This window comes from Pseudomonas sp. HLMP, from assembly GCF_046365545.1.
Taxonomy (GTDB): domain Bacteria; phylum Pseudomonadota; class Gammaproteobacteria; order Pseudomonadales; family Pseudomonadaceae; genus Aquipseudomonas; species Aquipseudomonas guariconensis_B.
On record NZ_JBDLLR010000001.1, the window covers coordinates 3675398 to 3699085 of the forward strand.

The following is a 23688-nucleotide window of genomic DNA, read 5'->3' on the forward strand; positions in this document are numbered from 1 at the left end:
ATGCAGACAAACCAACACCTACGAAAGGCCTTTGGCCAAAGAATCCGCGACCTACGTAGCAGCCAAGGCTTCAGCCAAGAAGCATTCGCTGACAAATGCGGCTTTGTCCGCACGTATATGTCTCGCATTGAGACGGGCACAGCCAATCCCAGCCTTGAGGCTGCCAAGGTGCTTGCTGACGGGCTGAGCATGTCCCTGTCTGAGCTGCTTGAAGGTCTGTAGTCACGTAGATCACCGCTACACTCATGCACGACCCTTCACAGGACTACGTACATGGATGACCGCACTCCAATCACTGCTGACACACTTGAGCTGCTGCACCTCAACCAATCGCCATCCGTGCAGCTTTGGAAGAGGCGAGCCTCTGGATCAGTCAACGCGGATCAACAGACGTGCATGACAACGTTCTGAGCATCCTCCACACCTTCGACACCAACGCCGAAGCCATCGCATCAGGTATCGACTCGCTCCGATCCTGAGCTTTGGAACACCGCAAATTGAACTGCACGAGGCATCCACAACCATGTCCGGAAAACCGCAACATTCATTGATAAGCGGAATTTCCGCAGAATTTGGCTACTACCCAATACGCTGGAATCTGGAGACTGAAAATTTTTCCATCCTGACCCTACCAGATCACGAGGAAACCGTATCCTTAACCACCGAAGATGCGAACGTCATCGACGGTTGGCTCTACCCGCCATCACAGAAGCGACTGGACTTCGTGAGCGGAATTGTCCGATCAATGCCCTATAGCAGTCGCGTCTTCGGGCTGCCCAAAACTCATGCCTTAACCCTTTATAGAAGCAAGAACCAAGACGATCTCGACTTTGTAGTCTGGTGCCTATCCTTGTTCACTGGGATGCGCCTGACGACTACGGAGGCGGGCTTTCTTGATGCGACTCCCGTTAAGCCACACAAGCTCGTTGACTTCGTCCTTCACCGCCGCACCCTAATCGAAGCCGTGCATTTGGCACTCGACTTCCTAGAGCAGGAACGCGATGCTCCTCGTACACCCAAGAGAATCGCCGCAGTCATTCATGCCTTGTTCTTGGCTCAGTACCCACAGAGCCTTCCTTTTGAGCGGTTTCAGTACCTCTACATGGCATTAGATGGCTGTTTCAAGCTTCTCGAAGTCAAGGAGAAGACCAACCTACGCGTGCCTCATGCACGACGAATCCAATGGATGTGTGAAAAATTCGACATCCCCCTACCCGAATGGGCAGAAAGCAAAGCAGGAGCTTCACCCCTATCAACCGCTCGTAACGATGCCATCCACGAAGCCATATTCTTCGATGAACCTTTAGGGTTCTCGATTTACGGTGGTAACAAGCCTGATGGAAATCCTACCAATGTCACCCTGCAAATGAAGGCACTGGTATGTCGACTTCTAGTCGCCATCCTCGGAAGGGCTGATACCACATATGTCAAATCCCCAGTCAACACCCGAATGCTACATAGCCTTGAGTTGTGAGATCGCGTCACGGGCAACGATGGGAGGAAGATGCTGAGAGAGCAAACTCATTTGGGTATACGTCAACGAGTACAGCTAAATTGTAGCCATAGGATGTAGCGAAAATCCCATACGAAAGCCTACCGAGCACAGATATGATCGGTACATTCAAAACGGCACAAGGCATCAGTCACCATGTTCATCCGTGCCTACCTCCGAGGTTCAACCAATTCCTAAGACGCCAACCGTGCTAAATGCTCTTTGGCTCAGTACGCGGCTGACAGTGACCATAAGCTTGCAGCCTTCAGCACGAGCAATGAGCAATGAGCAATGAGCAATGAGCAATGAGCAATGAGCAATGAGCAATGAGCAAAGCTGATGGGCAATCACTGGTGTGCCACAAGCTGATTCCAGAGGCTATCAGGGAAACATAGGAAGCATCGACCATCCGCAACTGTTTTATACCTTCCTATGTACCCTGTACCTTGGCAGCGCCCGCATGAAGGATCTGCCCGTGACTGTAGAAAGCTCTTCAAGTTGACCTGACGATAGGCAACACCTGATACCGGCTTGTCATTCCTCGACCAACTGTCCAGTAGCTCGTCGAACTGATCTGGATCGTGTGGATCTATCCTCATTGCTTCACAGAAGTCTTCCCAATCACTCACTTCGAATCTCCTTGACGTGACCCTCTTTGCAGGGACTACTGAGGATTATGGTGTTCCCACAATCACCTCTACCCATATCCTAACTGGCAGAACCAATCATGACCAGCAGATGAGCAACCCAAAAGCGGTACACGGACCAAGGCCGAAGCAATCGCTTCATGTAAGGCACCTCGAAACCACTGCAAAGCTCTATCGTTCGCTCGATTCAGGAATGAAATTCAAACAAATTCACTATCAAAGGAGTCTACCTATCCGGTAGCTCGATAGCGGTCGGAAAAAAGCTATCAATAGCCTATTGCTGAAAGATATATAATTCATTTATCATTTGACTATCATAGAAAATGACAAATGATAGCCAACGATGAATACTCACCTGTACCTCCGTGCATCGACCAAAGACCAAGACGCCAATCGTGCAAAGGTTGCCCTTGAATCGTTCGCAATCGAGAAGGATTTGAGAATCGTTGGCGTGTATGCCGAGAACATCAGTGGCACCAAGCTCAATCGCCCTGAACTGCTCTCCCTGCTCGATACTGCTGAGCCCGGAGATGTGCTACTGGTCGAGTCCGTAGACCGCCTCAGTCGCCTTTCACAGCCTGACTGGGATACTCTCAAAGGCACTATCAAGACCAAGGGGTTGCGCCTGGTAGTAGCTGATTTGCCCACCAGTCATATGCTGGTTGAAGCGAGGGGAATTACCGGACAAATCATGGACGTGATCAACAACATGCTGATCGACCTGATGGCTACGATGGCACGACTGGATCAAGAGAAGCGCGTGGAACGCATCAAGCAGGGCCTGGAGAACAAGAAAGCTGCCAATCCAGAATGGAAGCCATCGGGTAAAGGGCGGAACGCTGCCAAGTGGACCAAGGTACAAACACTGATGCGGGAACATCCAACCATGTCTGCTGAAATGATCGCCAAATTGGCAGATTGTGGTGTCGCCACAGTGTACAGGATTAAGAAAGAATCGAAGGTGGCGTGAGGAGAGCGCTCTGCGCCTGTTGTGCTGATCAACAGACGCAGCGATAAAGGCAAAAGGTTATTTTCAAATTACGGCGCCTGTCATTTACCCCCTCGCACTTGGCTAGGCACCTAGGAAAAACCACCAGAATTATTTCCAGTCAGCAAATCACCCACCATTTGAAGCGCACTCTTTTTCTAGCGACGGGGCGGACCTCGCTCAACGGGGCTTCACAGTATAAAGTTTCGACTTTCTAACCGCCCCCGGAAACTTTAAAACCTCTTTAAGATAGTGTCGCATGGCGTGACAAATTTCATCTGGAGCCCTAGGATCAAACAATATGGAGTCAATCAGATCAATACCATCGAAATCAACTGCAATTCCTTTCAGCACACCGCCTTCTTTTCTCTCTGCATTCGAATTAAATAAGATTGCCCGCACTTCACTTTCGTGCTCAAAAGCCGACCTTTTAATGCACAGTAAATCAGCACCAAGAGACGGACTACTGAAATCACTGTCAGTCATGAGAGACTCTAGCTGTACAGTTTCTTTTTTATAATCCGCTTGACCTAGGTACCTGACCTTTTCCAAGCGCCTTTTGAAACCTTTATTGTTCGCAGTGTAGGCTTGCATAGCTTGAGTTAGCTTACCTACTCTAGTGCGAAGACGAACACCAAGAAAATTAGGGGAGTAGATTCTCCACATTGCATCCGACATACTGGCTGTAGTCCAGCACTGAGCAAAAATCGCATGGTCGTAACTATGTTTTACATGCGTTTCATAAGGGTCCTCCCACTGAGACGGATGTGAGAAAAAAAGTGTCCCTTTTAAAACCTGCACAGCGTGGTCAAACCTCATAATACGATACAAGTATTTATTCTCTGAAATCTTTACCATGCCATACCTCGCACTTCACACCCCCAAATATTAGCACCCATATAATTCCAGCAAGACAATTCGAAGCTGCACCACCCACCACTCGCAGACTATCGGAGACAACATAAAAATCAATTAATCAAATTATTCCACTGCTGCCTAAAGCTCTCAAAAACATTATCACGATCATCATTATACGTTCTCACCAGCGCTTCGATATCCTTATCCTCCAAGACAAGCATATAACCCCGCCTATCCTTGGCAGTATCCTTGCACCTCTCCAACAAAAGTTCCCTATCTTCGATAGACCGGCATACCAGAATACCAACTTGCCCTCTACTCGGCCCAAATCTAGAAGAAAGTTGATCGATCTCAGGATTACCAATTTCCTTCCCGTAGTTCTTACACTCAATGAATATCAATGGAGCACAATAATGAAGAGACAGCCATGCAAAAAAACCACTCTTTGCTTCATTGCTATATGTGATGTCAACTCGTTTCCGCCCCTGGTGCAAAATAGCCTGTTTCTTAGGGTTACAAAGGGAAGGGTAGAAAATAACCGAGAAGATTTTTTCGATTATTTTTTCGTAAGCATCCGCATCATTTCTTCCCGGAGCCAAAGCTTTCATTTCAAGCAACAGAGCGTCAAGATCAGGAAGCTCTACTCCCTCCACCTCTGAAAGCTGTTCATGAGACAAAGGTGAAGATACGTTACTTTCTTTGTACTCCCTATACTCATCTAGAACCCTAGGACGCAACTGAGTCTCTCGTACAGCTGCCAATTTATCACGCCCATACTTTTCCATCAGCGCCTTTTTAGTAACTCGCTCCCTACCATCACTCAAAACTTCTACAAGACTTGACCTTGCACTTAAGTGCTCCTGCTGCATTTGAGGTAACAAAAAATTTCGGTAATACTCATCAAACCGATAACTAAGACGCTGACGAACTAGAAGCTTAGGAACCAAAATCACCTTTCCGTAAGGTGTAATTGGCAAAGGAACGAGAGCTGTTTCCCATTTCCCCACCTCCGCATTCCATATAGGGCCAGAATCAACATCAGGAGTTAAAGGAACACCGTAAAAATAACACATATCTTGCGTATACTTAATAAGTGGTCCACGCAAAATATTGCACACTGCATCAGATATCATGTCAGTTCCTATACCCGGAATGAGCAATGCAGTGTCTTCAAGGTCTCTCAGTAGACCGGTTCTTACAGCATCGCTTTGACTGAGAGCTCCCCAGACGCTCTTAGCCGACCCACTACCAAATCCATGCCCTCGAGATTCATGTGCCGAGTAGCCCAAATGGAATTCATTCCGTTCACTCAGTGATGAAAGCAGTCTTTGTGCTTTATCATTACTTCCAGAGCGAATTAAAGTCAGTACTTCTTCAAAGAAAGTCTGGAGGAGTGATGATAATTCATTACCCCATAGACTACTTAAAGACTTTATTGCAGTTGGTTCCAAGAAAACAGGAACGTCAGTATCCAAACGAATATCGACAAAATCTAAGTAGGGCTGCGTCAACCCAAGTTTGAAGTGCTCAGAAAATCTCATCATTCCCTCGATAACTGTTAAACCAAGACCTAACAATACCGGGACGAAGGTCATTTTGCCATCACCCCAAGCGACTTACTTGGTGAGATGCATAAAATAGACGGCGAGATCGAGCCCCGCATGCGTCAGCGTCGCACTGAAATGCTGGTCAGGAGCGGAGAGACAATTGGATAAAGCGTGAGCACGAGATAACATGCCGCTTATGGTGCACCACTTAGGTGTACCTAAACGCTGTCACACTTCGAGATTTTGAGCGAGAAAAGCCCTTTAGAATTAAGGACTTGCAGAATGGAGGCGGCCCCACCAGCCACACCCCGGCACACGATGTCACCGCTGCGGCTGCTCCCTTCCAGGCCTGACCGGGTTCACGGCTGATCGTTGCGGGGGGACCGATGGGGCCACCACGACGCGGCTCGTCAAGCGACGAGCCGCGCCATTGTACCGGTCTGGGGCGAAGTTACAAGCGCTGGCTCAAGAAAAAACCATCATTTCTCAATAACTTGCCCCACCGCCCAGTCACACGGCGATGCCGTGCCCGTCGAGAAACGCGACGAATGCGTCCTCGTCCAGCACCTTGACCCCCAGTTCGTTGGCCTTGGCCAGCTTGGAACCGGCACCGGGGCCGGCGACCACGCAGTGGGTCTTGCCCGACACGGAACCGGCGACCTTGGCCCCCAGGCTCTCCAGCTTGTCCTTGGCGATGTCGCGGCTCATGCGCTCCAGGGTGCCGGTCAGCACCCAGGTCTGCCCGGCCAGGGGCAGCCCTTCGGCGGCCTTCTTCTCGCTGGCCCAGTGCATGCCGAAGGCCTGCAGTTGCGCCTCGATGTCGCGGGCCAGCCGTTGGTTGGCCTCGGCCTTGAAGAACTCGCGCACGGCGTCGGCCTGCTTGGTGTTCAACGCCTGGCGCAGGTCGATGCCGTCGGCCGCGATGATCTTGTCCAGCGTGCCGAGCTTGTCCACCAGCTTCTCGGCACCGGTCGGGCCGACCGAGGGGATGTCGAGCTTGGCGATCATTCCGGCCAGGGTGGTGCTGGCAGCGAACTCGGCGGCCAGGTCGCCTTCGTCCTGCAGGTGCAGGCCGCTGGCGAGCAGTTGCTCGATGACCTCGCGGTTGTGGGCGTCTTCGAAGAAGTTGCGGATCTCGTAGGCGACCTCCAGGCCGATGTCCGGCAGGTAGGTCAGCACCTGCGGCAGGGCCTGCCGCACCCGTGCCAGGCTGCCCAGGGAGCGAGCCAGCACCTTGGCGGTTTCCTCGCCCACGTCGGGGATGCCCAAGGCATAGATGAAGCGTGCGAGGCTCGGGCGCTTGCTCGCCTCGATGGCCGCCAGCAACTTGTTGCTGGACACCTCGGCGAAGCCTTCCAGGGCGACCACCTGCTCGAAGGTCAGGCGGTACAGGTCGGCCGGCGAGCGGACCAGACCTTCGTCCACCAGTTGCTCGACGCTCTTCTCACCCAGGCCGTCGATGTCCATGGCGCGGCGCGACACATAGTGGATGATCGCCTGCTTGAGCTGGGCGGCACAGGCCAGGCGGCCGACGCAACGATACACCGCGCCTTCGCTGGTGGTTTCCCGGCCCTTGCTGCGCTTGACCAGCTGGGTGCGCTCGACCTGCGAACCGCACACCGGGCACTGGCTGGGCACCTGCACCGGGCGGGCATCCTCGGGGCGGCGTTCGGGCACCACCTGCATGACCTGGGGAATCACGTCACCGGCACGACGGATGATCACGGTGTCGCCGATCATCAAGCCCAGGCGGGCGATCTCGTCCATGTTGTGCAGGGTGGCGTTGGAGACGGTGACACCGGCCACCTTGACCGGCTTCAGGCGCGCCACAGGCGTGACTGCGCCCGTGCGACCGACCTGGAATTCGACGTCGAGCACCTCGGTGAGCTCTTCCATGGCCGGGAACTTGTGGGCGATGGCCCAGCGCGGCTCACGGGCACGGAAACCCAGCTCGCGCTGGGCGGCCAGGCTGTTGACCTTGAACACCACGCCGTCGATCTCGTAGGGCAGCTCGTTGCGCCGGGCGCCGATGTCGCGGTAGTAGGCCAGGCACTGCTCGACGCCGGCGGCATGCTTGAGTTCGCGGCTGATGGGCAGCCCCCAGGCCTTGAGCTGCTCGAGGATGCCGATATGGCTGTCGGCGATGTCCTCGGACACCTGGCCCAGTCCATAGCAGCAGAACTCCAGCGGGCGGCTGGCGGTGATCCTCGGGTCCAACTGGCGCAGGCTGCCGGCGGCGGCGTTGCGCGGGTTGGCGAAGGTCTTGCCGCCGCTCTCGGCCTGGGCGGCATTGAGCCGATCGAAGCCGGCCTTGCTCATGTACACCTCGCCCCGCACCTCCAGCACCGCAGGCCAGCCGCTGCCCTGCAGCCGGAGCGGGATGTTGCGCACGGTGCGCACGTTGGCGCTGATGTCCTCGCCGGTGCTGCCGTCGCCACGGGTGGCGCCCTGCACCAGCTGGCCGTCGCGGTACAGCAGGCTCACCGCCAGGCCGTCGAGCTTGGGTTCGCAGCTGTAGTCGACCGCATCGGCCTGGTCGAGGCCTTCGACCACCCGGCGATCGAACTCGCGCAGGTCGGTTTCCTCGAAGGCGTTGCCCAGGCTGAGCATGGGGATCTCGTGGCGCACCTGGCTGAAGGCTGCCAGCGCCGCACCGCCGACACGCTGGGTCGGGGAGTCCGGCGTGACCAGGTGCGGATACTCGGCCTCCAGGGCCTTGAGTTCATTGAACAGACGATCGTATTCGGCGTCGGGTACGCTCGGCTCGTCCAGCACGTAGTAGCGGTAATTGTGCTGGTCGAGTTCGGCACGCAATTCGTGGATTCGGTTTTCGGCGTTCATTTCATCTTCTCTTGCAAAGCGAAAGAGCAGCCAAGGGACGATGACGTTCACGTCAGGCCTGCGCCTGCGGGCCGCTTCGCGCCCCATCGCGACACAAGGCCGCTGCCACAGATTCAACGCCGCTCTAGGGAAACGCGTCATGACCTGTGGCAGCGGCCTTGCGATGGGCTGTGAAGCAGCCCCGAGTGAACGACATCCAGCCCCAGGGCTGCTCTTGCGTTTGTATCAGGGCGGACAGGATCGAGGCCGGGCCTGCCCGCTGGGGTACCTCAACGCTTCTGGGTCAGTGCGCGGCGCTCGAACTCGACGATGCGCTGGCGGTAGTGCTCGATGGTCTGGGCGGTCAGCACGCTGCGCTGGTCGTCCTTAAGCTCGCCGTTGAGCTCGTGGGCCAGCTTGCGCGCGGCGGCGACCATCACGTCGAAGGCCTGCTTCGGGTGACGCGGACCGGGCAGGCCGAGGAAGAAGCTCACCGCGCGGGTGCTGAAGTGGTCGATGTCGTCCAGGTCGAACACGCCGGGCTTGACCGCGTTGGCCATGGAGAACAGCACCTCGCCGTGGCCAGCCATGCTCTCGTGGCGGTGGAAGATGTCCATCTCGCCGAAACGCAGGCCGCTCTCGAGGATGTTCTGCAGCAGGGCCGGGCCCTTGAAACCGCCCTCGTCGCGGGAGATGACGCTGATCACCAGCACTTCCTCGACCGGCGGCAGCTCCTTGGCGGCGTTGTTGCCGGTGGCGAAGCCATTGTTGCGATTGCTGTCGGCGGCGTAGTCGTCGTCGGCATCGGCGAACAGGTCGGGCTCACGGGGCTCGGCGGCCAGGTTCAGGTCGCCCTGCTGTGGATCACCGCGCTTGCCACGCTTGGCGGCCTTGGCCGGCTTGGGTTCGCGCTCGCGCGCCGGGGCACTGAGCGACGGCAGGTCGCTTTCGTCCAGCTCAGGCTCCTTATGGGTGTCGAGGACACGCGCAGGGCCGAGCACCTCGGCGCCGCCCTCGTCGTCCGGCAGGTTCGAATAGCTGCGATCCAGGCGGAACTTCAACTTGCCCTTGCCGCCGCGCATGCGGCGCCAGCCGTCGAAAAGAATACCGGCGATGACAATGATGCCGATGACGATCAGCCACTCGCGCAGACCGATTTCCATGTAATCCCGTGCCTCTATAAAAATATGCTTGAAAACAAAGGCTTCAAAGCCCTTTAACACGTGGCGCCAACTCTATGTTCTGACAGGCGTTTTACCCACGCAAAAAACAAGTGACATTAAGCTAGCACGACCAAAGACAACTTTACACCGTCTCTCGCACATGTCAGGGGCATTTACCCACTAATCCTGCCCTATCTTCGCTCATCAGGCGTCGACCATGGCCAGTGCCTCCTCCACATCAACTGCAACAAGACGTGAACAGCCCGGTTCGTGCATGGTCACCCCCATCAGTTGATCGGCCATTTCCATGGCGATCTTGTTATGGGTGATGTAGATGAACTGCACACTCTCGCTCATTTCCTTGACCAACCTGGCGTAACGCCCGACGTTGGCATCGTCCAGCGGCGCATCGACCTCGTCGAGCATGCAGAACGGTGCCGGGTTCAGCTTGAAGATGGCGAACACCAGCGCCAGGGCGGTCAACGCCTTCTCGCCACCGGACAACAGGTGGATGGTGCTGTTCTTCTTGCCCGGCGGGCGCGCCATGATCGTCACCCCTGTATCGAGTAAATCTTCGCCCGTCAGTTCCAGATAAGCACTGCCGCCACCGAAAACTTTTGGAAAAAGTGCCTGTAATCCGGCATTTATCTGATCAAAGGTATCCTTGAAGCGGTTGCGGGTTTCCTTGTCGATCTTGCGGATGACGTTCTCCAGCGTCTCCAGGGCCTCCACCAGGTCGGCGTCCTGGGCGTCCAGGTAGCGCTTGCGCTCGGACTGCTGCTGATATTCCTCGATGGCCGCCAGGTTGATCGCGCCCAGACGCTGGATGCGCCCCTCGAGCTGTTCCAGCTCCTGTTCGGTGCCCTGCTCGCTGGCCTCGGGCTCGAGCGTGGCGAGCACGCCCTGCAGATCGTAGCCATCGGCCAGCAGTTGCTCCTGCAGCGTCTTGCGGCGTACGTCCAGGCCCTGGGACTCCAGGCGCGACTGCTCCAGCTGGCCACGCAGCAGCTGGGCCTGCTGCTCGGCCTGGGTGCGGCGGCGCTCGGCGTCGCGCAGTTCGCGGTCGGCCTCGTCCATGTGCAGGCGGGCCTGGCGCATTTCCTCGTCGACGCTCATGCGCCGCTCCAACAGCTCCTCCAGCTTCAGGCGCAGCTCCTCCAGCGGCGCTTCGCCCTCTTCCAGGTTCAGGCTCAACTGTTCCTGGCGCTCGCTCAGGCGCGCAGCCTGCAACTCCAGGCGCTCCAGGGCCTGGCGCGTGGAGTCGTGCTGGGCCCGCAGCGAGCCCAGGCGCACGGCCAACTGGTGGGCGTGATCCTTGTGCTGTCGGGCCTCCTGGCGGATGCGGTCGAGGCCCTCGCGCAAGCGATCGCGACGGGCCAGCAGTTGTTCGCGCTGCTCGGTGTCCTGGGCCATCAGCTCCAAGGACTCCTGCAACAGCAGGCGCGCTTCGCCCAACTGCTCGTGCTCCAGGGCGCGCTGCTCCAGCAGCTCGGCCAATTCTTCCTGGAGCCGACGACGGCGCAGTTCCAGTTGCTCGGCGCGGGCGCGGCCAGCCGACAGCCGTGCCTTGAGCTCACCCTGCCGGCGGTTTTCGTCCTGGCTGCGCTGGCGCAGTTGCTCACGCTGCGCCTCCAGGTCGCGCTGCTGCCCGCGCAGCGCCTGGAGTTGCTGCTCGTGCTGCTCCAACTGCGCGGCCAGTTCCAGTTGTTCCTGGCCCAGGCGCTCGATTTCCTGACCTCGGGCCAGGACGCCCCCCTCGGACTCGCCCCCCCGGCTCACCCGCAGGAAATGCCGGCCGACCCAGTAGCCGTCGCGGCTGACCAGGCTCTGGCCGTCGCTCAACTGCTCGCGCAGCGCCAAGGCCTGCTCCAGGCTGTCCACCGGCCTGACCTGGCCAAGCCAGGGCGCCAGGTCGGTGCGCCCCTCGACCTTGTCCAGCAGGCTGCCCGGCCACCGCGCGCCCTCTTCGCCCGCCAGCAGCAGGCGCAGCTCGCCTTGCTCCAGGGCGGTGAAATCGAGGCGGGAGAAATCCTCCACCAGCACCGCCTGCAGGTCGGCACCGAGCACGGTTTCCACCGCCAGTTCCCAACCCGGCTCGACCCGCAACCCCTCGGCCAGGCGTGGACGCTGCTCCAGGCCCTGCCCACGCAGCCAGTCGGCGGCGCCGGCAGCGGGCTCCAGGGCGGCCTGCTGCAGCGCCTCCAGGGAGGCCAGGCGCCCCCCCAGGCGTTGCAGCTCGCCCTGCTGTTGCTGGTGGGCCTCGCCGGCCTGCTGCAGCTGTTCGCGCACCGCTTCGAGACGCTCGAGCACCGCCTGTTCGGCAAGCTGCAGCTCCTCGAGCAGCAGGTCGCTGCTGGCCACCTGCTCCGCCAGCTCCAGCATGGCGGCATCCTGCGGGTCGGCGCCGAGCTGGTCACGCTCCTCGCCCAGCTTGCGCTGGCGCTCGGCCAGGCGCTCCAGGCTGGACTCGAGCTGCTGCAGGCGCGCCTGTTGCACCTCGGCCTGGCGCCGCGGCTCGGCCGAACGGGTGTTGAAGCCGTCCCACTGCTCCTGCCAGCCGTGCATGCCCAGCTCGGCTTCCTCCAGGGCCGCCGCGGCTTCCTCGGCGGCGGCCAGGGTCAGTTCCTGCTCGGGCTCGAGCATGGCCAGCTCCTCGCCCAGGGTGGCCAGCAAGGTTCGGTCATGGCCCAGATGCGACTCGGTCTCAAGACGCGTGCGCTCGGCTTCCTTGAGGTCGTCCTGCAACTGGCGCAGGCGCTGCTGACCATGCTGGATGCTCTGCTCGACCCGGGCGATGTCGCCAGCCACCGAGTAGAAGCGCCCTTGTACCTGGTTGAAGCGCTCGGACAGCTCATGGTGCCCGTCACGCAGGCGCTCGATTCTGGCATCGGCGTTGCGCTGTTCGGCCACCAGGGCCTCGAAGGCCACTTCCTGGTCGCCGATGATCGTCTCGCGCTGGCGCACGCGCTCGTCCAGGTCACGCCAGCGCAGGGCCGACAGGCGCGCCTTGAGCTGGCGCTCATGGGCCTTGTACTCGCGGTACTTCTCGGCCGCCTGGGCCTGGCGGTGCAGGCGCTCGAGCTGGCGCTCGAGTTCCTCGCGCAGGTCGGTCAGGCGCGCCAAGTTCTCCTGGGTACGGCGGATACGGTTCTCGGTCTCGCGGCGGCGCTCCTTGTACTTGGAGATGCCCGCCGCCTCCTCGATGAAGTTGCGCAGCTCCTCGGGCTTGGCCTCGATCAGCTTGGAGATCATGCCCTGCTCGATGATCGAGTAGCTGCGCGGGCCGAGGCCGGTACCGAGGAAGATGTCGGTGATGTCGCGGCGCCGGCACTTGGTGCCGTTGAGGTAATAGGTGTTCTGCCCGTCGCGGGTGACCTTGCGGCGGATGGAGATCTCGGCGTAGGCGGCGTATTCGCCGACCAGGGTGGTTTCGCTGTTGTCGAACACCAGTTCGATGCTGGCCTGGCTCACCGGCTTGCGGCTGGTGGAGCCGTTGAAGATGACATCGGTCATCGACTCGCCGCGCAGGTTCTTGGCCGAACTCTCGCCCATCACCCAGCGCACCGCGTCGATGATGTTGGACTTGCCGCAGCCGTTAGGCCCCACCACTGCGGCCATGTTGCTGGGGAAGTTGACCGTGGTCGGGTCGACGAACGACTTGAACCCGGCCAGGCGAATGCACTTCAGGCGCATCGGTCAGGTCCGCGCCAAGGCCGCCAGCACCAGTTCGCAACTGCGCTGGCAATAGGCGACGAGCACCTCGCGGATGCGCGGCAGGTCGCGGGCGACCACGGCTTCGAGCAGGCGGGCGAACAGTTCGAGGTAGTCGTCCATGTTGGCCTGGCGCTGGTCCAGGGCCAGGTAGTAGGCACGGCTCATGGCCGGTTGCAGGTTCTCCACGGTTTCCTGCAGGTAAGGGTTGTCGGCGAACGGATAGGCCGCGCGCATCACCGCGAAGCTGTCGGCGACGAAGGTCTTGATGTCCTGGTCGGCATGGGCCTGCTGCAGGCGTTGCTGGATCGCCAGGAAGGGCTGCAGGTCGGTTTCACTGCGCCAGTTCTGCGCCACCGCGTTGCCCAACAGGATGTAGAACTCGCCCATCAGGGTGCACAGGCTGCGCACGCTGCGCTCGTCCAGTTCGGTCACATGGGCGCCACGACGCGGCAGGATCGCGACCAGATGGCGACGTTCGAGGATCAGCAATGCCTCGCGCACCGAGCCGCGGCTGACGTTCAGTGCCTGGGTGACCTTCTGCTCCTGGATGCGCTCGCCCGGCGCGAGCTCACCGCGGATGATCCGTTCGGCCAGGTAGTGGGCAATCTGCTCGGAGAGGCTGTCCGGCGCCTTGAACGTCATGGTTTTCCTTCAAACTCTTTGAACTGGGCACAAGGGCGCGATTGTAGCGCACTTGCCCACCGCTCGCGCAGCGCAACGTGGCGCTTTATTCGACCTGCGCAGCGACCGGCAAGTCGGCGCGAACTATGCTTGCAAGAGAGGCAGTGTGTGCGGCCGGGCAAGGACACAGATAATTTCTTGACCTTTGAGTCAGAAAAATATTGACCAAGAGGTCAAGCGTTGCTTAGAGTCCGTCCGAACAACAATAAAACCATTGCGAGGCCTTCCCCGTGATCCAGTTTCTCGTCAACCAGGAGCTGCAGAGTGAGCACGCCCTGGACCCGAACATGACGGTGCTGCAGTACTTGCGTGAGCACCTGGGCAAACCCGGCACCAAGGAAGGCTGCGCCAGCGGCGACTGCGGCGCCTGTACCGTGGTGGTGGGCGAGCTGGCCCAGGACGACCAGGGCCGCGACACCCTGCGCTACCGCAGCCTCAACTCGTGCCTGACCTTCGTCTCGTCGCTGCACGGCAAGCAACTGATCAGCGTCGAAGGCCTCAAGCACAAGGGCGAGCTGCACAGCGTGCAGCAGGCCATGGCCGACTGCCATGGCTCCCAGTGCGGCTTCTGCACCCCCGGCTTCGTCATGTCGCTGTTCGCCCTGCAGAAGAACAGCGACGGCCACGACCTGCACCATGCCCAGGAAGCCCTGGCCGGCAACCTGTGCCGCTGCACCGGCTACCGGCCGATCCTCGCCGCCGCCGAACAGAGCTGCGCCCGCCCCTGCCGCGACCAGTTCGACGAACAGCAGGCCCAAACCATCGCCCGCCTCAAGGCCATCGCCCCAAGCGAGACCGGCGAGCTCAACAGCGGCGACAAGCGCTGCCTGGTGCCGCTGACCGTGGCCGACCTGGCCGAGCTGTACAGCTCCCATCCCGAGGCACGCCTGCTGGCTGGCGGTACCGACCTGGCCCTGGAGGTCACCCAGTTCCACAAGACCTTGCCGGTGATGATCTACGTCGGTGGCGTGGCCGAGCTCAAGCGTATCGACAAGACCGCGACCCACCTGGAAATCGGTGCCGCCACCCCGCTGACCGACTGCTACACCGCGCTCAACGAGGAATACCCCGACTTCGGTGCCCTGCTGCACCGCTTCGCCTCGCTGCAGATCCGCAACCAGGGCACCCTGGGCGGGAACATCGGCAACGCCTCGCCGATCGGCGACTCGCCACCCCTGCTGATCGCCCTGGATACGCAGATCGTCCTGCGCCAGGGCGAGAACCAGCGCGTGCTGGCGCTGGAGGACTACTTCATCGACTACCGCATCACCGCGCGCCAGGACAGCGAGTTCATCGAGAAGGTCATCGTGCCGCGCGCCAGCAGCGACTGGACGTTCCGCGCCTACAAAGTGTCCAAGCGCCTGGACGACGACATCTCGGCGGTGTGCGCGGCGTTCAACCTGCGCATCGAGGACGGCGTGGTCAGCGGTGCACGGATCGCCTTCGGCGGCATGGCGGCGATCCCCAAGCGCGCCCGTGCCTGCGAGGCCGCGCTGCTCGGCAAGCCGTGGAACCAGGCGAGCGTCGAGCGTGCCTGCCAGGCCCTGGCCGAAGACTTCACCCCGCTCACGGATTTTCGCGCCAGCAAGGAATACCGCCTGCTGACCGCGCAGAACCTGCTGCGCAAGTATTTCATCGAACTGCAAACGCCGTACATCGAGACCCGGGTGACCGCATATGTCTAACCATCACGCAGCCAAGAGCCAGGCCGAGATGGCCGAACTGTTCCGCCAGGGCCTGACCACCGGTGTCGGCCGTAGCGTCAAGCACGACAGCGCCGACAAGCATGTGTCCGGTGAAGCGGTGTACATCGATGACCGCCTGGAATTCCCCAACCAGTTGCACGTCTATGCGCGCACCTCCGACCGCGCCCATGCACGCATCCTGCGCATCGACACCACGCCCTGCTATGCCTTCGAGGGCGTGCGCATCGCCATCACCCACGAGGACATCCCGGGCCTGAAGGACATCGGCCCGGTGGTCGCCGGCGACCCGCTGCTGGCCATCGACAAGGTCGAGTTCTTCGGCCAACCGGTGCTCGCCGTGGCCGCCCGCGACCTCGACACCGCACGCCGCGCAGCGATGGCGGCGATCGTCGAGTACGAGGACCTGGAGCCTGTGCTGGACGTGGTCGAGGCGTTTCGCAAGCAGCACTTCGTGCTCGACAGCCACACCCACCGGCGCGGTGATTCGAGCACGGCGCTGGCCAGCGCCCCGCACCGCCTGCAAGGCACCCTGCACATCGGTGGCCAGGAGCACTTCTACCTGGAGACGCAGATCTCTTCGGTGATGCCCACCGAGGATGGCGGCATGATCGTCTACTGCTCGACCCAGAACCCCACCGAGGTGCAGAAGCTGGTCGCCGAGGTGCTGGACGTGCCGATGAACAAGATCGTCGTCGACATGCGCCGCATGGGCGGCGGCTTCGGTGGCAAGGAGACCCAAGCCGCCAGCCCCGCCTGCCTGTGCGCGGTGATCGCCCGCCTGACCGGCCAGCCGACCAAGATGCGCCTGCCGCGCATGGAAGACATGACCATGACCGGCAAGCGTCACCCGTTCTACGTCGAATACGACGTGGGCTTCGACGACCAGGGCCGCCTGCATGGCATCAACCTGGACCTGGCCGGCAACTGCGGTTATTCGCCGGACCTCTCCGGCTCGATCGTCGACCGCGCCATGTTCCATTCCGACAACGCCTACTACCTGGGCGACGCCACGGTGCACGGCCACCGCTGCAAGACCAACACCGCCTCCAACACCGCCTACCGCGGCTTCGGCGGCCCCCAGGGCATGGTCGCCATCGAGCAGGTGATGGACCACATCGCCCGCCACCTGGCCCTCGACCCGCTGGCAGTGCGCAAGGCCAACTACTACGGCAAGACCGAGCGCAACGTCACCCACTACTACCAGACCGTCGAACACAACATGCTCGAGGAAATGACCGCCGAACTCGAGGCCAGCGCCGACTATGCCGAGCGCCGCGAATCGATCCGGCGTTTCAACGAACACAGCCCGGTGCTCAAGAAGGGCCTGGCGCTGACCCCGGTCAAGTTCGGCATTTCGTTCACCGCTACCTTCCTCAACCAGGCCGGTGCGCTGATCCATATCTACACCGACGGCAGCATCCACCTGAACCACGGTGGCACCGAGATGGGCCAGGGCTTGAACACCAAGGTCGCCCAAGTGGTGGCGCAGGTGTTCCAGGTCGACTTCGGGCGCATCCAGATCACCGCCACCAACACCGACAAAGTGCCCAACACCTCGCCGACCGCGGCCTCCAGCGGCGCCGACCTCAACGGCAAGGCGGCGCAGAACGCCGCCGAGATTCTCAAGAAGCGCCTGACCGAATTCGCCGCCCGCCACTACAAGGTCACCGAGGAGGATGTGGAGTTCCGCAACGGCCATGTGCGCGTGCGCGACGAAATCATCAGCTTCGAGACCCTGGTGCAGCAGGCCTATTTCGCCCAGGTGTCGCTGTCGAGCACCGGCTTCTACCGCACGCCGAAGATCTACTATGACCGCGACCAGGCACGCGGCCGGCCGTTCTACTACTTCGCCTTCGGCGCCGCCTGCGTCGAGGTGATCGTCGACACCCTGACCGGCGAATACCGCATGCTGCGCGCCGACATCCTGCACGACGTCGGCGACTCGCTGAACCCGGCCATCGACATCGGCCAGGTGGAAGGTGGCTTCATCCAGGGCATGGGCTGGCTGACCACCGAGGAGCTGGTGTGGAACGCCAAGGGCAAGCTGATGACCAACGGCCCGGCCAGCTACAAGATCCCGGCCGTGGCCGACATGCCCCTGGACCTGCGGGTCAAGCTGGTGGAGAACCGCAAGAACCCCGAGGACACGGTGTTCCACTCCAAGGCCGTGGGCGAGCCGCCATTCATGCTCGGCATCGCCGCCTGGTGCGCGCTCAAGGATGCGGTGGCGAGCATCGCCGACTACCGCGTGCAACCGGACATCGATGCCCCGGCAACACCAGAGCGGGTGCTGTGGGGCTGCGAGCAGATGCGCAAGGCGGTGGCCCAGCGGCAATCTGTCGAACAGGAACTGGAAACCGTCACCCACTGACAGCGAAGAAACCCTGTGGGAGTGGGCAAGCCCGCTCCCACAGGGTCCGCGGCGCAACTTAGAGAGGTTGCATCATGCACCAATGGATCAACGCCCTCGCCGACCATCAAGCCCGCGGCGAACCCTGCGTCCTGGTGACCATCATCGAGGAGCGCGGCTCCACCCCGCGCAACGCCGGCTCGAAGATGGTGGTCAGTGCCACCGGCCTGTACGACACCATCGGCGGCGGCCACCTGGAGTACAAGGCCCTGCACATCGCCCGGCAGATGCTCCAGGAACAACGCGGCACGCCCCACCTGGAGCGCTTCAGCCTGGGCGCGAGCCTCGGCCAGTGCTGCGGCGGCGTCACCGTGCTGCTGTTCGAGCCCATGGCTGCGGTGCAGGCGCAGATCGCCGTGTTCGGCGCGGGCCATGTCGGCCGCGCTCTGGTACCCTTGCTCGCCGCGCTGCCCTGCCGGGTGCGCTGGATCGATTCGCGCGAGCAGGAATTCCCCGAGAGCATCCCCGCCGGGGTGACCAAGGTCGTCAGCGAGGAACCGGTCGACGAAGTCGCCGAGCTGCCCGCAGGCTGCTACTGCATCGTCATGACCCACAACCACCAGCTCGACCTGGAACTGACCGCGGCCATCCTCAAGCGCAACGACTTCACCTGGTTCGGCCTGATCGGCTCGAAGACCAAGCGGGTCAAGTTCGAGCACCGCCTGCGCGAGCGCGGCTACGACGACGCCGTGGTGGCGCGCATGCGCTGCCCGATGGGCCTGGCCGAGGTCAAGGGCAAGCTGCCGATCGAGATCGCCGTGTCCATCGCCGCGGAAATCATTGCCACCTACAACGCCTGCTTCGGCCAGCACGACGCTGCCGCCAATTCAGGCCCCATTGCCCAGTTGCTGCCGCCCTCCCGGCGCAGCCAAGCCATTTGACGAGACTGCCATGAGCGCAACCCGCAAAGCCTACCGAGCCGCCATCCTGCACAGCATCGACGACCCGGCCGAGGTGGGCCTCGACGCTTCCCACGAATATTTCGAAGACGGCCTGCTGGTGGTCGACGATGGCCGTATCAGTGCCATCGGCCATGCCAGCGAACTGCTGCCGACCCTGGAGGCCGGCATCGAGGTGGTGCACCACCGCGATGCCCTGATCACCCCGGGCTTCATCGACACCCACATCCACTTCCCGCAGACCGGCATGATCGGCTCCTACGGCGAGCAGTTGCTGGACTGGCTGAACACCTACACCTTCCCCTGCGAGAAGCAGTTCGCCGACAAGGATCACGCCGACAAGGTGGCGAAGATCTTCCTCAAGGAACTGCTGCGCAACGGCACCACCACCGCCCTGGTGTTCGGCAGCGTACACCCCGAGTCGGTCAATGCCTTGTTCGAGGAAGCCGAGCGCCTCGACCTGCGCATGATCGCCGGCAAGGTGATGATGGACCGCAATGCCCCCGACTACCTGACCGATACCGCCGAGTCGAGCTATACCCAGAGCAAGGCGCTGATCGAACGCTGGCACGGCAAGGGCCGCCTGCACTATGCGGTGACCCCGCGCTTCGCCCCGACCAGCACCCCGGAACAGTTGGCTCTGGCGGGCCAGTTGCTCAAGGAATACCCAGGCCTCTACCTGCACACCCACTTGTCCGAGAACCTCAAGGAGATCGACTGGGTCAAGGCGTTGTTCCCGGAGCAGAAGGGCTACCTGGACGTCTACGACCACTACCAACTGCTCGGCGAGCGCTCGGTGTTCGCCCATGGCGTGCACCTGTGCGACGAAGAGTGCCAGCGCCTGGCCGAGACCGGCTCGGCCGTGGCCTTCTGCCCGACCTCCAACCTGTTCCTCGGCAGCGGCCTGTTCAACCTGCCCCAGGCCGAGCGCTTCAAGGTCAACGTGGGCCTGGGCACCGACGTCGGCGCTGGCACCAGCTTCTCGTTGCTCAATACCCTGAACGAGGCGTACAAGGTCATGCAGCTGCAAGGCGCGCGCCTGCACCCGTACAAGTCCCTGTACCTGGCCACCCTCGGCGGCGCCCGCGCGCTGCGCCTGGACGATCGCATCGGCAGCCTGCGCCCGGGCCTGGATGCCGACTTCGTGGTGCTCGACTACAAGGCCACGCCGCTGCTGGACTACCGTATCCAGCAGTCCAGCAGCATCGAGGAAACCCTGTTCGTGCTCACCACCCTGGGCGACGACCGCACCGTGCGCCAGACCTACGCGGCAGGGCGCTGCGTGCACCAGCGCTAAGGGTCGCGTGCCCTTTGGGGGCGCTTCGCGCGCCCCTCTGCCGCTAGGCCCTCAACGATCAGGTGCTGGCGCAAGCCCTCGGTACAGGGCCCCACCGATCGCCGCGCCAATCAGCGGCGCCAGCCAGAACAACCACAGCTGCTGCAGCGCCCAGCCACCGACGAACAGCGCCGGCCCAGTGCTACGCGCCGGGTTCACCGAGGTATTGGTCACCGGGATGGAGATCAGGTGGATGAGGGTCAGGGCCAGGCCGATGGCAATCGGCGCGAAACCCGCCGGCGCCCGCGAATCGGTGGCCCCCATGATGATCACCAGGAACATCGCGGTCATCACCACCTCGCTGGTGAACCCCGCCGCCAGCGAGTAGCCGCCCGGCGAATGCTCGGCATAGCCATTGGAAGCAAGCCCCGACGACAGCTCGAAGCCGGCCTTGCCGCTGGCGATGAAATAGATCACCGCCGCCGCCAGGATCGCGCCGATCACCTGGGCGACGATGTATGGCAGCAGCTCCTTGGCCGGAAACCGCCCGCCCACCACCAGCCCCAGCGACACCGCGGGGTTGAGATGACAACCGGAGATATGGCCGATGGCGAAGGCCATGGTCAGGACCGTGAGGCCGAATGCCAAGGCGACACCGAGCACACCAATGCCGGTGGGAAAGCTGGCAGCCAGCACGGCACTGCCGCAGCCACCCAGGACCAGCCAGAAGGTGCCGACCAGCTCGGCACCCATGCGCTTACCCAGAGAAATAGTCATGGATCCTTCCTCAAGTAGTTGATGCGACACAGGCGCAAGCCCAACTGCTCGATGAAGGTTTGCAGAAATGAATCTAGCAGAGCCTTGGCCAAGGGCCAGTAGGTTGGCTATCAGCGGCCCCAATGCGCCAGCCCAGGCAAACGATCAACCCTTGGCCGACACCTTGGGCTTTTTCTGCAGCAGGTGCGAGAACACCGCATGCAGGTCGTCCGAGGCGCTCTCCTCGTCCAGGTTCAGCTTGCTGTCGATATGGTCCATGTGGTGCATCATCAGGCTCACCGCCTGGTCCAGGTCACGGGCCTCGATGGCGTCGATCAACTGCATGTGCTCGTCGTAGGAACAGTGCGAGCGGTTGCCGCTCTCGTACTGGGCGATGATCAGCGAGGTCTGCGACACCAGGCTGCGCTGGAAGCTGATCAGCGGCGCGTTGCCGGCCGCCTCGGCCAGCTTGAGGTGGAATTCGCCAGAGAGGCGAATCCCGGCACCCCGATCGCCACGGGAGAAACTGTCGCGCTCCTCGCGGACCATCTGGCGCAGTTCGTTCAATTGCTCGGCAGTGGCGTGCTGCACCGCCAGTTCGGTGATGGCGCGTTCGACCATGCGCCGGGAGAAGAACACCTGGCGCGCCTCCTCCACCGTCGGGCTGGCCACCACCGCGCCCCGGTTGGGTCGCAGCAGCACCACGCTTTCATGGGCCAGGCGCGACAAGGCGCGACGGATGATGGTGCGGCTGACGCCGAAGATCTCGCCCAACGCTTCCTCGCTCAACTTGGTGCCCGGCGCCAGACGCTGCTCGAGGATGGCATCGAAAACATGGGCGTAGACGATGTCGTCCTGGGTACCGCTGCGGCCGGCCTTGCCGTTGCGCGCAGGTTTCTTCAGAGGTTGCAGCTGTTCGTTCATGGGCACTCGAGCACGGGGATCCGCCAGTCGGACCTTGACTGTAATACCTGTCAGAGGGTGGCTGGCAAGTCCTGGAAAGAAAAATAAGAGATCAAGGTATCGGCCTATTGTACACAGGCATATCGATTTCTGCAGGTGGCCTTTGCCTATATAGCCACTGTGCGCCAGATCGTGCGAACAAAAGATAAAACATTATTTGCATTATTTGTACACAAAAGCATAATCCACCGAGCGACTTCTTGACCCGAGAGTCAACAAACCGGTCAGACGTCTGCCAATCCCCCTCGCGGAGCCGCCAAGTGCACGACGCAGGACCAAGGCTCCAGAACAACAAGAAAGACTTGAGGAGTACTCGCTGTGGAAAGCCGCAAATCCGACGCCCCTACGCTGGATCTCGCCCCACCGCTCGAAACGAGCTGGCTGGAGCGGATTTTCAAACTCAAGCAACATGGCAGCACCGTCAGGACCGAGCTGATCGCCGGGGTGACCACCTTCATCACCATGGCCTACATCATCTTCGTCAACCCCAACATCATGGCCGACGCCGGCATCGACCACGGTGCGGCATTCGTCGCCACCTGCATCTCCGCCGCCCTCGGTTGCCTGCTGATGGGCCTGTACGCCAACTGGCCGGTGGGCCTGGCACCGGGCATGGGGCTCAACGCCTTCTTCACCTATACCGTGGTCGCCACCATGGGCTACACCTGGGAGGCGGCGCTGGGTGCGGTATTCGTCTCCGGCGTGCTGTTCATGTTCCTGACCTTGTCGAGGGTGCGCGAGTGGCTGCTCAACAGCATCCCGGTGAGCCTGCGGCATGCGATGGGGGCCGGCGTCGGATTGTTTCTCGGACTGATCGGCCTCAAGACCGCGGGTATCATCGTCGACAGCCCGGCCACCCTGATCAAGCTCGGCTCGCTGCATGAGCCAGGCCCACTGCTGGCGGCGCTGTGCTTCCTGTCGATCGCCATCCTCAGCTACAAGCGCGTGTTCGGCGCGATCCTGATCAGCATCATCGGTGTCACCCTGGCCGGTTGGGGTCTGGGGCTGGTGAAGTTTGGCGGGGTCATGTCGATGCCGCCGAGCCTGGCGCCGACCTGGATGGCGATGGACGTGGCTGGCGTGTTCAACGTCAGCATGATCAGCGTGGTGCTGGCGTTCCTGTTCGTGCACATGTTCGATACCGCCGGCACCCTGATGGGCGTGGCGCAACGGGCAAACCTGGTGGCGCCGGACGGGCGTATCGAGAACCTGTCGCGGGCGTTGAAGGCAGACAGTTCCTCGAGCGTGTTCGGTGCCGTGGTAGGCGTACCGCCAGTGACCAGCTACGTCGAGAGTGCTGCGGGCGTCGCCGCCGGTGGTCGCACCGGCCTGACCGCCGTGGTGGTCGGCCTGCTGTTCGTCGCCGCCATGTTCTTCGCCCCGCTGGCCGGCATGATCCCGGCCTATGCCACCGCCGGTGCGCTGATCTACGTGGCCATGCTGATGATGGGCAGCATGGCGCACATCCACTGGGACGAAGCCACCGACAGCATTCCGGCGATCGTCACGGTAATCATGATGCCGCTGACCTTCTCGGTGGCCGACGGCATCGCCCTGGGCTTCATCAGCTACGTGGCGCTCAAGGCGGGGACCGGCAAGTACAAGGAAATCTCGGCCAGCCTGTGGGTGCTGTGCGCGATCTTCATTGCCAAGTTCGTGTTTCTTTGATTGCCAGGGGGTGGGCATTCGTTTACCCCTTTCTACCTGAAGTCGCCTGGGGCTGCATTTGCAGCCCTTTCGCGACACAAGGCCGCTCCCACAGGCATTG

Annotated in this window: 16 protein-coding genes and 1 other RNA gene; 8 read left to right on the forward strand and 9 right to left on the reverse strand. The window is 61.2% G+C overall.

Features of this window, described 5'->3' with window-relative positions:
• The 3 genes from ABFA30_RS16860 (at position 1) to ABFA30_RS16870 (ending at position 3109) form a co-directional block, all read left to right on the forward strand.
• Positions 1–222 (forward strand): helix-turn-helix domain-containing protein, encoded by a 222-nt coding sequence (locus tag ABFA30_RS16860; protein WP_264209604.1) that lies wholly within the window; start codon positions 1–3, stop codon positions 220–222.
• 301 nt (positions 223–523) lie between these two features.
• Positions 524–1474, forward strand: coding sequence for a hypothetical protein (locus ABFA30_RS16865; RefSeq protein WP_410045702.1), 951 nt, complete (start codon positions 524–526; stop codon positions 1472–1474).
• A gap of 1008 nt (positions 1475–2482) precedes the next feature.
• The gene (locus tag ABFA30_RS16870) at positions 2483–3109 is read left to right on the forward strand and encodes a recombinase family protein (protein WP_410045703.1); all 627 of its coding nucleotides are present in this window, start codon (positions 2483–2485) and stop codon (positions 3107–3109) included.
• A gap of 198 nt (positions 3110–3307) precedes the next feature.
• Here the strand turns inward: ABFA30_RS16870 and ABFA30_RS16875 are convergent, their stop codons facing one another.
• From ABFA30_RS16875 to ABFA30_RS16905, 7 genes are all read right to left on the reverse strand, one after another.
• Positions 3308–3985, reverse strand: a complete 678-nt coding sequence (locus tag ABFA30_RS16875; RefSeq protein WP_410045704.1) for a DUF2971 domain-containing protein — start codon at positions 3983–3985, stop codon at positions 3308–3310.
• 110 nt (positions 3986–4095) lie between these two features.
• Positions 4096–5580 (reverse strand): hypothetical protein, encoded by a 1485-nt coding sequence (locus ABFA30_RS16880; protein ID WP_410045705.1) that lies wholly within the window; start codon positions 5578–5580, stop codon positions 4096–4098.
• 244 nt (positions 5581–5824) lie between these two features.
• Positions 5825–5921: signal recognition particle sRNA small type (gene ffs / locus ABFA30_RS16885), an RNA gene on the reverse strand.
• A gap of 121 nt (positions 5922–6042) precedes the next feature.
• The gene (gene ligA, locus ABFA30_RS16890; RefSeq protein WP_253167911.1) at positions 6043–8373 is read right to left on the reverse strand and encodes an NAD-dependent DNA ligase LigA; all 2331 of its coding nucleotides are present in this window, start codon (positions 8371–8373) and stop codon (positions 6043–6045) included.
• 269 nt (positions 8374–8642) lie between these two features.
• Positions 8643–9515: a cell division protein ZipA gene (gene zipA / locus ABFA30_RS16895; protein WP_225789899.1), complete on the reverse strand. Its 873-nt coding sequence runs from the start codon at positions 9513–9515 to the stop codon at positions 8643–8645.
• 204 nt (positions 9516–9719) lie between these two features.
• On the reverse strand, positions 9720–13208 hold the full coding sequence (gene smc, locus ABFA30_RS16900) for a chromosome segregation protein SMC (protein WP_410045706.1): 3489 nt from the start codon (positions 13206–13208) through the stop codon (positions 9720–9722).
• A 3-nt stretch (positions 13209–13211) separates the two neighbouring features.
• Positions 13212–13871 (reverse strand): GntR family transcriptional regulator, encoded by a 660-nt coding sequence (locus tag ABFA30_RS16905; protein ID WP_225789901.1) that lies wholly within the window; start codon positions 13869–13871, stop codon positions 13212–13214.
• A gap of 269 nt (positions 13872–14140) precedes the next feature.
• Here ABFA30_RS16905 and xdhA point away from each other — a divergent pair, with 269 nt between their 5' ends.
• The 4 genes from xdhA (at position 14141) to guaD (ending at position 20222) form a co-directional block, all read left to right on the forward strand.
• Positions 14141–15595: a xanthine dehydrogenase small subunit gene (gene xdhA, locus ABFA30_RS16910; RefSeq protein WP_225789902.1), complete on the forward strand. Its 1455-nt coding sequence runs from the start codon at positions 14141–14143 to the stop codon at positions 15593–15595.
• A complete protein-coding gene (xdhB, locus tag ABFA30_RS16915; protein ID WP_225789903.1) occupies positions 15588–17987 on the forward strand; it encodes a xanthine dehydrogenase molybdopterin binding subunit in 2400 nt (799 codons plus the stop codon). The genes xdhA and xdhB overlap by 8 nt, the downstream gene beginning before the upstream one ends.
• A 74-nt stretch (positions 17988–18061) precedes the next feature.
• Positions 18062–18907, forward strand: a complete 846-nt coding sequence (xdhC, locus tag ABFA30_RS16920) for a xanthine dehydrogenase accessory protein XdhC (RefSeq protein ID WP_225789904.1) — start codon at positions 18062–18064, stop codon at positions 18905–18907.
• Positions 18908–18917: 10 nt separating this feature from the next.
• Complete coding sequence (gene guaD, locus ABFA30_RS16925; protein ID WP_225789905.1) at positions 18918–20222, forward strand: guanine deaminase; 1305 nt, start codon at positions 18918–18920, stop codon at positions 20220–20222.
• Positions 20223–20273: 51 nt separating this feature from the next.
• Here guaD and aqpZ read toward each other — a convergent pair whose 3' ends face one another.
• Both aqpZ and ABFA30_RS16935 read right to left on the reverse strand, forming a co-directional pair.
• Complete coding sequence (gene aqpZ, locus ABFA30_RS16930) at positions 20274–20978, reverse strand: aquaporin Z (RefSeq protein ID WP_225789906.1); 705 nt, start codon at positions 20976–20978, stop codon at positions 20274–20276.
• Between the two features lie 144 nt (positions 20979–21122).
• Positions 21123–21881, reverse strand: coding sequence for a GntR family transcriptional regulator (locus ABFA30_RS16935; protein ID WP_225789907.1), 759 nt, complete (start codon positions 21879–21881; stop codon positions 21123–21125).
• Positions 21882–22238: 357 nt separating this feature from the next.
• On the opposite strand from ABFA30_RS16935, the gene ABFA30_RS16940 reads away from it, so the two are divergent.
• Positions 22239–23588, forward strand: coding sequence for an NCS2 family permease (locus ABFA30_RS16940; RefSeq protein ID WP_410045707.1), 1350 nt, complete (start codon positions 22239–22241; stop codon positions 23586–23588).
• Positions 23589–23688: the final 100 nt, after the last annotated feature.

What these genes read in the sequence shown, in the direction of transcription:
- ABFA30_RS16860 (WP_264209604.1), top strand. Translation starts at nt 1, where the DNA reads ATGCAGACAAACCAACACCTACGAAAGGCCTTTGGCCAAAGAATCCGC.
- ABFA30_RS16865 (WP_410045702.1), top strand. Translation starts at nt 524, where the DNA reads ATGTCCGGAAAACCGCAACATTCATTGATAAGCGGAATTTCCGCAGAA.
- ABFA30_RS16870 (WP_410045703.1), top strand. Translation starts at nt 2,483, where the DNA reads ATGAATACTCACCTGTACCTCCGTGCATCGACCAAAGACCAAGACGCC.
- ABFA30_RS16875 (WP_410045704.1), bottom strand. Translation starts at nt 3,985, where the DNA reads ATGGTAAAGATTTCAGAGAATAAATACTTGTATCGTATTATGAGGTTT.
- ABFA30_RS16880 (WP_410045705.1), bottom strand. Translation starts at nt 5,580, where the DNA reads ATGACCTTCGTCCCGGTATTGTTAGGTCTTGGTTTAACAGTTATCGAG.
- ligA (WP_253167911.1), bottom strand. Translation starts at nt 8,373, where the DNA reads ATGAACGCCGAAAACCGAATCCACGAATTGCGTGCCGAACTCGACCAG.
- zipA (WP_225789899.1), bottom strand. Translation starts at nt 9,515, where the DNA reads ATGGAAATCGGTCTGCGCGAGTGGCTGATCGTCATCGGCATCATTGTC.
- smc (WP_410045706.1), bottom strand. Translation starts at nt 13,208, where the DNA reads ATGCGCCTGAAGTGCATTCGCCTGGCCGGGTTCAAGTCGTTCGTCGAC.
- ABFA30_RS16905 (WP_225789901.1), bottom strand. Translation starts at nt 13,871, where the DNA reads ATGACGTTCAAGGCGCCGGACAGCCTCTCCGAGCAGATTGCCCACTAC.
- xdhB (WP_225789903.1), top strand. Translation starts at nt 15,588, where the DNA reads ATGTCTAACCATCACGCAGCCAAGAGCCAGGCCGAGATGGCCGAACTG.
- xdhC (WP_225789904.1), top strand. Translation starts at nt 18,062, where the DNA reads ATGCACCAATGGATCAACGCCCTCGCCGACCATCAAGCCCGCGGCGAA.
- guaD (WP_225789905.1), top strand. Translation starts at nt 18,918, where the DNA reads ATGAGCGCAACCCGCAAAGCCTACCGAGCCGCCATCCTGCACAGCATC.
- aqpZ (WP_225789906.1), bottom strand. Translation starts at nt 20,978, where the DNA reads ATGACTATTTCTCTGGGTAAGCGCATGGGTGCCGAGCTGGTCGGCACC.
- ABFA30_RS16935 (WP_225789907.1), bottom strand. Translation starts at nt 21,881, where the DNA reads ATGAACGAACAGCTGCAACCTCTGAAGAAACCTGCGCGCAACGGCAAG.